10 protein-coding genes and 1 other RNA gene are annotated in these 13,285 nt (G+C 35.7%); 9 read left to right on the top strand and 2 right to left on the bottom strand.

Annotated features, from left to right (window positions below; genetic code table 11):
• Positions 1 to 114 precede the first annotated feature (114 nt).
• Positions 115 to 1,425: an ISL3 family transposase gene (locus C7J88_RS02710; RefSeq protein WP_059108181.1), complete on the top strand. Its 1,311-nt coding sequence runs from the start codon at positions 115 to 117 to the stop codon at positions 1,423 to 1,425.
• 327 nt (positions 1,426 to 1,752) lie between these two features.
• Here C7J88_RS02710 and C7J88_RS02715 read toward each other — a convergent pair whose 3' ends face one another.
• Both C7J88_RS02715 and recU read right to left on the bottom strand, forming a co-directional pair.
• Complete coding sequence (locus C7J88_RS02715) at positions 1,753 to 3,939, bottom strand: transglycosylase domain-containing protein (RefSeq protein WP_095116965.1); 2,187 nt, start codon at positions 3,937 to 3,939, stop codon at positions 1,753 to 1,755.
• Positions 3,936 to 4,562, bottom strand: a complete 627-nt coding sequence (gene recU, locus C7J88_RS02720; protein ID WP_095116966.1) for a Holliday junction resolvase RecU — start codon at positions 4,560 to 4,562, stop codon at positions 3,936 to 3,938. Before recU ends, C7J88_RS02715 begins: the two co-directional genes overlap by 4 nt.
• A gap of 196 nt (positions 4,563 to 4,758) precedes the next feature.
• On the opposite strand from recU, the gene C7J88_RS02725 reads away from it, so the two are divergent.
• The 8 genes from C7J88_RS02725 to C7J88_RS02760 all read left to right on the top strand — a co-directional run bounded on the left by C7J88_RS02725 (position 4,759) and on the right by C7J88_RS02760 (position 13,267).
• Positions 4,759 to 5,082: a DUF1798 family protein gene (locus tag C7J88_RS02725; protein WP_095116968.1), complete on the top strand. Its 324-nt coding sequence runs from the start codon at positions 4,759 to 4,761 to the stop codon at positions 5,080 to 5,082.
• Positions 5,075 to 5,632 carry an SLOG family protein gene (locus C7J88_RS02730; protein ID WP_095116970.1) on the top strand — a complete coding sequence of 186 codons (558 nt, stop codon included), beginning with the start codon at positions 5,075 to 5,077 and terminating at the stop codon, positions 5,630 to 5,632. Before C7J88_RS02725 ends, C7J88_RS02730 begins: the two co-directional genes overlap by 8 nt.
• A gap of 19 nt (positions 5,633 to 5,651) precedes the next feature.
• A complete protein-coding gene (gpsB, locus tag C7J88_RS02735) occupies positions 5,652 to 5,984 on the top strand; it encodes a cell division regulator GpsB (protein WP_095116972.1) in 333 nt (110 codons plus the stop codon).
• 41 nt (positions 5,985 to 6,025) lie between these two features.
• Positions 6,026 to 6,405, top strand: an RNA gene (gene rnpB, locus C7J88_RS02740) — RNase P RNA component class B.
• Positions 6,406 to 6,537: 132 nt separating this feature from the next.
• Positions 6,538 to 7,659 carry a THUMP domain-containing class I SAM-dependent RNA methyltransferase gene (locus tag C7J88_RS02745; protein ID WP_095116974.1) on the top strand — a complete coding sequence of 374 codons (1,122 nt, stop codon included), beginning with the start codon at positions 6,538 to 6,540 and terminating at the stop codon, positions 7,657 to 7,659.
• 35 nt (positions 7,660 to 7,694) lie between these two features.
• The gene (rarD, locus tag C7J88_RS02750; RefSeq protein ID WP_095116976.1) at positions 7,695 to 8,612 is read left to right on the top strand and encodes an EamA family transporter RarD; all 918 of its coding nucleotides are present in this window, start codon (positions 7,695 to 7,697) and stop codon (positions 8,610 to 8,612) included.
• 314 nt (positions 8,613 to 8,926) lie between these two features.
• The gene (locus C7J88_RS02755; protein ID WP_095116978.1) at positions 8,927 to 12,373 is read left to right on the top strand and encodes a dynamin family protein; all 3,447 of its coding nucleotides are present in this window, start codon (positions 8,927 to 8,929) and stop codon (positions 12,371 to 12,373) included.
• 12 nt (positions 12,374 to 12,385) lie between these two features.
• A complete protein-coding gene (locus C7J88_RS02760) occupies positions 12,386 to 13,267 on the top strand; it encodes a 5'-3' exonuclease (protein ID WP_095116980.1) in 882 nt (293 codons plus the stop codon).
• Positions 13,268 to 13,285: the final 18 nt, after the last annotated feature.

Raw genomic sequence — 13,285 nt, forward strand, 5'->3', positions numbered from 1 at the left:
AAATGCTATCCCGCCTTTTTTATGTTTTAAATCATTTGGATACAAAAAAAGCGCTCACGCCTCTATAATTTTAAGTGACTAAACAAAAAAATAAAGAGGAGACATGATGCGCCTATGTGTAATGATATATTAAAACTACTAAAAATAAAAGATGAAAATATTCAAGTTCTTAAGGTGGAAGAAGATGTAGAAGTGCGTGGTCGGCTTTCTACGGTTGTTTATGGAACACTTTCTTATACACCCAAAGCTTGTATGAAGTGTGGTTGTGTCAATGATGGGCAAATCCATAAGCATGGTAAACGCGTTTCGCGTTTAACACTATTAAAATCTCAAGAATCCAATGTTTATCTTAATTTAGCGAAAGAACGCTTTAAGTGTCTACATTGTTTAAAGACTTTTACGGCTCAAACAAACATTGTTGATAGTAACTGCTTTATTACCAACCGTGTGAAATTAGCGATTCAGGATAAACTCACACGTGTACAGTGTGAGATAGATATCGCTCATGATTGTAGTGTTTCACCGAGTACAGTTAAAAGATGTATTCATCAACTCTCACAATCATTAATAGTCAAACCTTCATCTGGATTGCCAAAACATATCTCCATAGATGAGTTTAAAAGCGTTAAGAACGTGACAACAGCGATGAGTTTTTTGTTTATAGATAATGAAACGAATCAGATTATTGATATCTTAGAAGATAGACGTATTCATAAACTCAAAGAGTACTTCTATCGCTTTGATCGACGTGAACGATTAGCTGTTAAAACTGTAACTGCTGATATGTATGAACCATACATCAACTTCATTCATGAAGTATTTCCAAATGCGATTTTGATCTTTGATCGCTTTCACATTGTTCAGCACCTTAATCGTGAATTAAATAAGCAACGTATTTCTGTAATGAATGCTTATCGCTATCGATCATCAACAGATTACACGAAAATGAAAAAGCACTGGAAACTCTTTCTTTCTGACAGGCAGGATATTAATAGTTATGAATACTTTTGGTCGAAGTCTTTCAAAACGTACACAACATCAAGAGATGTTTTAACATATCTACTAAGTCTTGATCAGCAGCTCTATGACACTTATATGTTAGTTCATCAACTTCGTGAAGCATTGAAACAATGTGACTGGTTACGTTTCAAAGAAACTTTAATGGGTGTCGAAAAGAAGCATGTATCACGTGGTGTTTGGCGTATCATTCGATTCTATAAGAAATACGAGTATGTCCTTTACTCAACAATCAAGTACCCGAAGTTTAACAATGGAGCGATTGAAGGTATCAATAATAAAATTAAGCTTATTAAACGTGTATCATATGGCTATCGCAACTTTAATAACTTTAAAGCGAGAATACTCATCATTTTTAAGCTGTATCAACGTTCTAAAAAGCAAGAGCTATTAAGCTGTGTTGCATAAAGATTACCTCGTAACTTAACATGTCACAAACGCTCATATAACTGTATGGTGTAAAATCATTTCTAATACGAGACGCCTAAGGCAACAAGCCGAACTGAAAATCCATTTTGGCTTCACTTATTCAATAAAGCCAAAATTAGTTGAAGTGAGGCGCCTTGGCAAGTGAGTATTAAAGAAATGATAGTACTCAAAAAGCGTACAATTAATGAATAACTGTACGCTTAAATGAATGTAGTGATTACTACGTGTTATGATTAAGTTAAATATAAAATTAGTTACTTTTAATTATCTGCCCACCACAAAAGATGGACATCCTTTGTATATTAGTTAGTTATTAAGGAAATTTCTCAAAAATCCACCGTTGTTATTACCTTGTTGTTGATTGTTGGAATTATTTGAGTTCTGATTACTTTGCTTATTATTAGAGTTGCTATTTGTACCACCACTAGATTCTGTAAAGTTACTTGTTGTATTACCATCTGGTGCTTGTGCTACATAAAGGCTACGACCACTACCTCCAACTGAAGCAGGGCGGTTGAAGTCCATACCATCTTGTGGATTGATGTCACCCATTACGTCTCTAAATAAATATTGTGGTAATTTTTGTTCTGAGCTTCCAACGAATGAGTTTTCACCGTATTCCTTAACTTTTCCGAAGCCCATCCAAATTGACATTGAATATCGTGGTGAATATCCAGAAATCCAAACGTCTTTGGCTGCCGAACTAGGGAGACTGTATTGTGTATATGTTTCATCTCCATACGTACCTGTACCTGTCTTAGCAGCTACATTAACGCCAGCAACATCATTACCATAAGCTGAACCATACGTATCAAATGTACCTTCTAAAATTTGTGTAATCATATAAGCAGTGTAATCATTCATTGCTTGATGACTCGTATGTTCAAATTCAATCGTATTACCATTTGGTTCTACAACTTTTTTAATCGAATGCGCTTTATTATAAGTACCACCATTTGCAAACGAAGCATATGCTGAAGCTAATTGAACAGGGGAGAATTCTGATGATGAACCACCTAATACTTCTGATGGACCAATATTTGGATTCTCATATTCTAAACCAACTTTTTCAGCAAAGTCTGTTGGCGCACTGTTACCGGCTTGCTCTTTCACCGTTTGCCATGTTTTCAAGGCAGGGATGTTGAAACTTTGTCGCAATGCATCATAGATTGTTACAACACCATGACTCTTCTGATCATAGTTTCGGAAAGCACCGCCGTCTATATAATAAACGGATTCATCTTGCAATGAATGATTCGTTGCCCATTGTAAGTTTTCAATCGCAGGTGCATACGCTAAGAATGGTTTTAATGACGAACCTGTTGGATGTACATCCGTCGCTTGGTTACGTTGAACGACGTCTTTGTAGTTACGACCACCAGATATTGCTGTTAATGAGCCAGATTGACTATCAACAATTGTCGCACCAACTTGTTGCTCATCATTTTTGTAGTAACTACCATTGTCAATACGGCTTTGAAGCGCTGTTTGAACATCTTTATCCATATACGTATAAATCTTAAGACCGCTGTTTAAAATATCAGATAGGTTGCGACCTTTGAATTCATCATTACTCATTAATTCTTGTTTCACAAAGTTAATGTATGAATCGTATTGTTGTGAACTATCATCAGGTTTGATTTCACGGTCTTCGGCAGAGCGATCGACCAAGTTATCAGTAATTGGTGTATCTTGTGCTTCTTTCATTTCTTTATCACTAATACGATTGTGATAATTCATTAAATAAAGCACTGTATCTTTACGTTTCTCAGCTTCCTCAGGGTAATCATAGATGTTATATGTGTTTGGTACTTGAGGAAGACCGGCAAGATATGCTGACTCAGCTAAATTCAAATCTTTCAAATCTTTATCAAAGTAGTATTTAGCTGCTGCTTTCACACCGTATACACCATCTGAATAATAGATCTTGTTCAAGTACATTTGGAAGATTTCATCCTTAGAGTACTCTTGCTCAAGACGATATGAAAGATATGCCTCTTGTGCCTTACGTTCAATCGACTTCTGATCTGTTAAAAATGTACGTTTAACAACTTGTTGTGTCAATGTCGATGCACCTTGTGAACCAAATCCACCAGTTACATTTTTGATAACTGCGCCAAATAGACGTTTATAGTCTAATGCGCCATGATCATAGAAACGATTGTCTTCAGTAGCAAGTACAGCATCCTTCATTTGATCTGGAACATCTTTTAGATCAACGTGCTCACGTCTCGCACCATTATCAAGCGTTTTGACAAGATTATCATTCTGATCATATATTTTAGCTGGACTTGGGTCTTGTAATTTCGCTTCATTAAAGGCAGGCGCTTTCCATGCATAATATGCGAAGAGAAGCACACCCACTAAAGCTAAAATAACAAAAGCTAAAACAAGGAAACTAATCACTTTTATCAATGTACGCTTAATGTTTTTATTCTTTTTTTGACCGGACTTCTTTTTAGAACCATTAGAAGCCGCTTTCTTTTCCGTCATACGCGGTCCTCACTTTCATCTAATATCAACTTATCAACTGCTTTTAGATAATCCAATCTCGGTTGATACTGATAGGGAATATAGTAACCATTTTTTTGCACTTCTTCAACAGAAATTGACTTTTTGACATTATCTAAATAGCGTTGCCAAAATACAATGAGCGCTTTAAAAGATAACAAATATGTTTCATCTCGTCCTTTAAAACGAATGAGTAAAAATGCAATACCACCATGTCTATCAACTTCACGCATATGCTCAATCTGATGTGCGTGAATATTTTGCATTGGAAATGATGTTTTGTTCTTTGTCTCTTTCGCTTCAAAATCGATATGACGACCTTGATATACACCATTGTAATCCGTTGTTGAAGGCGTTCTAAAGTAAGCCTCTTTGATGACTGCTTGACTTCTTTTAGGATAGTCAACATGCACGATTTGAACGGGCGTTGGCTTTTTATGAATCACTGCCACACGTGTATTCAAATAATGCTTGTTAGAGTGTTCGATATCTTTTTCCAAAGACATGCCACGTCCACCATATTTTATCGTACGTGATTGTGGTGTGTTTTGACTTCCGACTTGAGTCTTATTTTGTCTAAAAGGCTTACCATTGGGATAATTCATAGTCTCACCTACATTCCATCTTTTATGCCCTACAAACATATTGGATAGGTGGTTTATGAACACTTTTTTATTGTTGCGTTTCATAAACTGACATTATTGTAACATACATGACACTTCTCTGTTACCCCAAAGCATAGTGTTATCAAGTTTTGTCACATTTTATGATACGATATGTTGTAATAGGAAGGTGATTTTTATGACAAAAATAATATGGCAACAATTACTCAATGATATATCTATCATTGAATCAAAATATATTCTTGCACGTGAAGGGCGCACTTTTGACTTCCAAACAGAAGTCGTCCCATTTACTTCAATAGTAGACTCGCATATCCATACTATGCATGAAACGACAAATCACTTCTCAACACAACGAAATCGTATCGAATCATTAATGCAAACACTCTCAGTTGCTTGTCATGATAAACGTACGAGTAAAAAACAATTTTATGATCAACTCAAAACAGTGAAACATGATTTGCTCACGATAGAAAGTCAGGTAGGCAATAAGTATGTATAAATCCATTTATGTGACAGGTTATAAACCGTATGAATTGAATATTTTTAAAGAAAATGCAAAAGAAGTATCTTATTTGAAAGCTTTTATCAAACAAAAGTTAGTCGGCTATCTTGAAGAAGGTTTAGAGTGGGTATTGATTCAAGGTCAATTGGGCATTGAGCTGTGGACCGCAGCCTGTGTGATTGAACTCAAAGAAAGCTATCCTGAACTTAAACTGGGGATTATTCCACCTTTTCAAAACCATACTGAAAAATGGCGTGAGCAACAGCAATCGATTTATCAAGTCATTGCATCTAAAGCTGATTATGTCAATACAGTATTCCACAGTGGTTACGAAGGTCCACATCAATTTCAAGCTGCGGATCAATTCATGCTAGAACATACAGAAATGACAATGTTAATTTACGACGATGAACGAGAAGCTAGCCCTAAGTATTTCAAAAGTAAGCTGGTTGATTTTATGGCACAAACAAACTATACTTGTGATGTTGTGACATTTGACGAAATCACAAGTTTTATCGATGATTTACAGTGGTCAAATGAAATATGAATCAGATGAGGTGACGAATATGTCAGATGTTTCGTTAAAATTATCAGCAAAAGACATTTATGAAAAAGATTTTGAAAAAACCTTTGTTCGTGGCTACCGTCCTGAAGAAGTGGATGCGTTTTTAGATGATATTATTGTTGATTATCAAAAAATGGCAGATTTAAATAATGAAGTCATTAAACTTTCAGAAGAGAATCAAAAACTCAAAAAAGAGATTGAAGACTTACGACTTCGTGTCGCATCAGGTCGTTCTCAAGAAAGTAAGTCATTTTCAAGTCAGAGTATGCAAAATAGCAATGCTGACATTTTGAAACGTATTTCTAACTTAGAAAAAGCTGTCTTTGGCAAATAACCATTGCTTTTAATCGCGGAAATGATATAATTTTGAAGTAATATTTTGGGTAATCGCTATAATTTTTTATAGAGGAAAGTCCATGCTCACACAATCTGAGATGATTGTAGTGTTCGTGCTTGATGAAACCATAAGTCAAGGCAATGGAAATTGACGGCAACGAATTAACCTAAGTCGTAAGATATGGTTATAGTAGTTTGAAGGTGCCACAGTGACGTAGCTCTAATAGAAATATTAGAGGTGGAACGCGGTAAACCCCTCGAGTGAGCAATCCAAATTTGGTAGGAGCACTTGTTTAACGGAATTCAACGTATAAACGAGAAGATATCATGATGATGTTTTAGACAGATGATTACCACCGGCGTACGAGTGCAACTAGTGCACGCAATGAGTACTATGGTACAGAACATGGCTTATAGAAATATTACAACTAGTATAAAAGGCTGGGGCATTCTATGTGTCCCAGCCTTCCGTATGTTAAGCTATGACTATAAAAGTAATGCACATATAAAAATAATAAATCAATTTATCCAGTCAATATAGGAGGCCGAATATGTATCAATTATTAGCAGTATGTCCAATGGGCTTAGAGGCCATTGTAGCAAAAGAAGTACAAGAGTTAGGCTATGACACACGTGTTGAAAATGGACGTATCTATTTCAATGGTGATGCAGAAGCGCTTGTAAAAGCAAATTTGTGGTTGCGCACTGCAGACCGTGTAAAACTCATCGTAGGACAATTTAAAGCAACGACTTTTGACGAATTATTCGAAAAGACGAAAGCTTTACCATGGCATGAAATCATCCCAGATGACGGACAGTTTCCTGTTCAAGGTCGCAGCTTAAAATCAGTCTTACATAGTGTTCCAGATGTTCAAGCAATTACAAAAAAAGCAATTGTTGAAAAATTAAAGTCTGAACACGCTGTTTCAGGCTGGTTAGACGAATCTGGGGCAAAATTCCCAGTTGAAGTTAATATTTTAAAAGATAATGTATTATTAACAATTGATACATCTGGTTCTGGTTTAAACAAACGCGGCTATCGTTTAGCACAAGGTGAAGCACCAATCAAAGAAACATTAGCAGCCAGTTTAGTGAAGCTAGCAAACTGGACTGGAGATACACCACTTATCGATCCATTCTGTGGTTCTGGTACAATTGCTATTGAGGCTTGTCTTATTGCACAAAATATTGCACCCGGATTTAACCGATCATTTGTTTCTGAAAAATGGTCGATCATTCCCGATGGCTTATTCGATCAACTTCGTGCAGAAGCTGATGCACAAGCTGATTACGATAAAGACATTCAAATCTATGCATCCGATATCGACCCAGAAATGATTGAAATTGCACGTCGAAACGCTGATGAAGTAGGTGTGGGTGATATCATTCAATTTGAAGTTAAAGATGTAAACACTTTAACGATCGATCACGACGGACCTATTGGGTTAATTGGTAATCCACCATATGGTGAGCGTATCGGAGAAAGAGATGAAGTTGAAGAAATGTATCGTTATTTAGGAACATTGCTCCAACAAAACCCACAACTTTCTATGTATATTATGACAAGCAGCAAAGAATTTGAATACCTTGTTAATCGCAAAGCGACGAAGAGACGTAAACTATTCAATGGTTATATCGAAACAACATATTATCAATATTGGGCAAATAAATAGCCGTAATCTGAGTAAGTTTAAAAGGGGGGCGTTACATGAACTATGAAGCGTCATTTAAGCATGGAATTCTATTCGCATTGAGCGCGTATATTATGTGGGGAATTCTCCCTTTATATTGGGCACTAATAGAAGGCGTAAGTGCAACAGAAATACTGATGTATCGTATCGTTTTATCACTCGTATTCATGATTATTCTTGTACCTATCACAAAACAAACGACACAACTCAAAGATGATTTTCAGCAATTTATTAAAACACCTAGAAAGCTATTGATCATTATCACGGCAGGGTATGTCGTTACACTCAACTGGGGAACTTTCATCTATGCAATTAACGAAGGCTTTGTTCTACAAACGAGTTTAGGATATTACATCAATCCATTAGTAAGTATCTTTTTAGCGATGCTCTTTTTTAAGGAACGATTTAATAAACTCGAATGGTGTGCCATCCTCTTCGCAACAATTGGTGTTCTCTATATGACATTCAAAGTTGGAGAATTTCCATTTATTTCACTTGTCCTTGCATTTACGTTCGGCATATACGGTCTATTGAAAAAACTTGTTCCAATGAGTGCTGTTAGTAGCATTACAATTGAGTCTATCGCAACCGCACCGATGGCAATCATATATCTCGTCATAATTGGTCAGTCGCACGGACTCAGTATCGGAATGAATAGCTCGACGTTTTGGCTGTTATTTTCAGGGGCAGTGACCGCAGTACCGCTTCTCGCATTCTCTGCTGCGGCGGTACGCATTCCATTATCACTCATTGGATTCATTCAATATATCGGTCCAACATTAATTTTTCTAAATGGGATTTTTATATTTAAAGAACCATTTAATGCAGATCAATTCATCACATTTTGTTTTATATGGTTTGGGATTTTCATCTATATTTTATCTCAAATTTTTAAGATTAAACGTAAACCAAAACCACTCCAATATCATGAATAATATAGTATTTTGAAGGAACTGAGACATAGCGTTCAGTTCCTTCCTTTATATTGTTTAAATAAATATCATGTTGATTAGATACTGTAAAATTTCTAGTCAGCATTACTAGTGGTAGACAACATCTTTATTGATGAAAAAAAGGGGGATTTCCCTTCCTTCTTTTTATTATTCATAGATTCGCCATTAAATCGACTTCTTTTATTTTCTCTTTTACTCAAATGCTATACAATAATGATTAAGGACAAGGTAACTTCTATGATTACATGTGTCCGCTTTTATCTCGTAAACACTCACAAACAAGGGGAATTATTATAATGAACAATATGCAACAATTGGACATACTCTATAAATTAAAAAAAGAAGTCGAAAAGTCAGATCACACGACCTTTGTACATACTATTAATCAAGTAATTAAAAAAGTTTATTTAAATCACTATACAATGACTTTCGTCGGTCATTTTTCAGCTGGCAAATCAACAATTATTAACAATCTAATTGGACAAGATATTTTACCGAGTTCTCCTGTCCCAACAACAAGTAATACGGCGTTAGTGACTGTTTCAGACACGCCAGGAATCACCGCAAATATTGAAGGTGAACGATATACCGAACTGTCGTCTTATGATGATGTAAAACAAATGAACAAGGAAAACTACAATGTGGAATCTATCGATATTCGTTTCCAATCAGATGACTATCAGTATGGATTTACATTCCAAGATACACCGGGGGTTGACTCAAACGTCAAATCACACAGTCACAGCACTGAACGCTTTTTATACACGAGTAATATGGTGTTCTACACTGTTGACTATAACCACGTACAATCAGCGTTGAATTTCCAATTTATGAAACAGTTGAATCAAGCAGGCATACCAGTAACATTCGTCATCAATCAAATTGATAAACACAATGATACAGAGTTATCATTTGATGAGTTTAAGGCACGTGTTTCAAAATCTTTGACGGAATGGGATATCAAACTAGAAGAAATTTTCTATATTACAAAATTCGATCATCCTGAAAATCAATTTGCGGAATTCAAAGCATATATGCATGAGCAAGACGACCATCGTGAACCTCTTGCTAATTATGTTGAACGCATGGTTACATTTATTCAAAATCATCAGTCTCAATATTTGTCAGAACAAATGAATGACTGCCTAGAATCACTGAATATAGAAGCCGAGGCATTTAACGCCGCTTACGAACAACATTTACAAGAACAATCCGTTCATAATGAGGCGCAACTTATTAATAATTCAGGTACATTACGTCGTCACCTTGAACAACAGCGCAAAAATATCATTGATAACGCCTACATTATGTCACATGAAATGCGTGAACATATTCGATATTATTTAGAGAGTATGACGAAAGACTTCTCAGTAGGTGGACTGTTTAATAAACGCAAGAAAATAGAACAAGCAAGAGAAGAACGACTTGCTACACTTATGTCAGAGTTACAAACGCAAGTCACGCAAGAGATTGTGAAACCAATGCAAACTGATATGGTGTTTTTGACACGTTTCATTGATAACAGTGCGCTGAATGACCGTATTCTTAATCAAACACTCGAGATTCCTTCATCATTGGTAACTGATTTATATCAGACACAAGTACAAATCAGTAATCAATATGTGCTGACATTCTCCGAAGCACTTATGAAACAAATCGGTCAATACGTTCTTAGAGAATCGAAGCCGCTCGATGACGAGATTATCGCGAATGTACAAGTTGAACTTCATGATGATGCCACACATGACGAGACAGATGTATACGAACGTTATCGTACGCTCCATGCGTTGAAGACGTCACTTGATACCAAAAATTATCAACATTACTACATACACTTGGATGACTCTCTCGACAAATTGATTGATCGTACACGGATGACTTACACACCAACACAGCATTTAGATGATGCAAAAGATGCGCTGACTAAACAATCAACTACAACAACTGATTCTCAACAGTCACAGCGTAATCAGATTGATGATGCATTATTCACATTATCTGAACTATCACTGTATGACACGCAAGTACATAACATGAGAGAGACGTTAGATCGCCTAGATCATCAAGTTATCAAAATTGGTGTGTTTGGTACATTCAGTGCAGGTAAGAGTAGTTTGATCAATGCGCTACTAGGTGATCAATATTTGGTAAGTTCTCCAAATCCAACAACAGCAGCCACAACTGAAATCTCTTATGGCAGTCAAAATACCGTTACTTTTAAAACAAAAGAGATGTTACTCGATGAATTGAATGATGTCGTAGAAGCTGTTGATTATCAATTCGATTCATTCCAAGCATTTTTATCACAAGATTTAAGAGATTTAAAAGGGAATATTGATAAAAATAAATTAGCATTTATTGAAGCAATCGAAAAAAATTATTCATTATATGAGTCTCTTATTAAAGATGGTTATGAACGTGCCATTTCAAAAGAAGAACTGCGAAAATGGAGTGCCGAAGATGAATACGCAACGTTTGTTAGAACCGTTCACTTACAACTCGAACATGAATGGCTAAAAGACAAAATTATCGTCGATTCATTAGGTCTTTATTCCAACAATCAACGTCATACGAACGAAACAGAAAAAATTCTAGCAACTGCTGACTTAATTTTATATGTTAGTTATTTCAACCATGCATTTACTGACAATGACAAAGCATTCATCGAGCATATGAAAGATATGAATCAACTCATTGAAAATCAAGCTTTTAAAATGGTAATCAATGCGACAGACCTTGCTGAAACAGCTGAAGATTTGGCAGCAGTTCATGATTATACGCAAGATGCACTGGCTCAAGTCGGAATGCACTGTGATATTTTTGATGTTTCAAGTCGAGAAGCTTTGCGCAAAGGCGATGCAGGTATAGAAAAACTACAATATGCTATTCAAACATTCGCTGATGTTGAATCAAAACAAGTACTTGAAAAACAAGTTGTCCATCAACTAGGAGCCATTACAGACTCTCTTGATACAATGCTTCAAGATGCAGAAAATAACGCATTGCAAATAGAGCAAAACCATGCATATTTGAAACGCTTTGAAACATCACCAGTATTTCCTAAACAAATGATTCAAGGTGTACTAACACAATATCGTAGTGAACTGGAAGATCAAATTTACTACTTGAATGAACGTTTAAATATCCAGTTATTAGACCATGTCAAAACTGTATTTAATACACAAATGACAGATAATGATGATTTCAAAATAGCAAAACGTCATGCTGCAAAATCATATCTAGATCAAATTCATCAAAAGCTGTATTTAGAACAAACCTTACTTGTGAATCGTATGAAAAAACATTTTGAAACGCAATTTGCCCATCAATTGGCTCCCGTCGTTACAGAATTGGCGCAACATCATGTAATAGTACAACCAGATACAAGTATTACGGTAGATAGCATTGAAAAACCATACTTACAATTAGATTTATCGTCATTTGTTTCAGCATTACCAAAACAATTAACGAAGAAAAACATCTTGCAACCTAAACAGCAACAAAATGTGCAAACAGAGATTAAAGAACTAACAGTCGAACAACTACAAATACATCTGAGAGAATTACAAAAAGCTCTAGACATATATGCTGACTCATTAATGGCGCAAGCACATGAGAAACTGAGCACTCTTGAAAATAATGCACAACAAGAAATTACAACATTACTCGCATTTGAAATGGATTCATCACAACGTGAAGCATTACAAAAAGCATTACAAAAACTAAAAACAATATTGAATTAAAGGATAAATAATATGAATAAACGTACATTATTGATTGATGGCATGGCACTGTTATTTCGACATTTCTATGCTACAAGCGTTCATAAAAATTTTATGGTTACATCGAAGGGGCTTCCAACGAACGGGACACAAGGATTCATACGACATGTGATGCATGCCATTCACGATATTGATCCAACACATGTTGCCATTTGTTGGGATATGGGGAAGTCAACATTTCGTAATGAATTGTTTGCCGGTTATAAGCAAAATCGTCCTGATCCACCCGAAGCATTAGTTCCTCAATTTTCGCATGTACAACATATTTCTCAAGAACTGGGTTTCTTTAATATCGGTCTACCCAACTATGAAGCTGACGATGTGATTGGTACTTTAGCGACACAAACAGCAAATCAAAATAATAACAACGTCTTCGTCATTACTGGAGATCGAGATTTACTACAATGTTCAGCAGATAATATTCATATTTGGCTTGTAAAAAAAGGATTCACTGAATATGCAAAGTTTGATGCACATACTTTCCGTGAACATTACGGTCTTTCACCAAAACAATTGATTGATGTCAAAGCGTTTATGGGTGACAGTGCAGATGGTTATCCTGGCGTTAAAGGTATTGGTGAAAAAACAGCCATTAAACTTATCCAACAATATGGAAGTGTTGAAAATGTCATCTCTAATATCGAATCACTTACAGCTGGTCAACAGAAAAAGATTCAAGCTGATATGGACAACTTAATGACTTCAAAACAATTAGCCGAGATTATTTGTGATGCGCCAATTGAAACACATGATATTTGGCAACGAATGTCATACACACCCGACTATTCACGCATTATCAACGTTTGCGAAGAACATGAACTACGTGTTGCAAGAAAATACATTCAATCATTATAAAAAAGCGACAGCAATGGT

The sequence above is a fragment of the Staphylococcus muscae genome, from assembly GCF_003019275.1.
Lineage (GTDB): Bacteria > Bacillota > Bacilli > Staphylococcales > Staphylococcaceae > Staphylococcus > Staphylococcus muscae.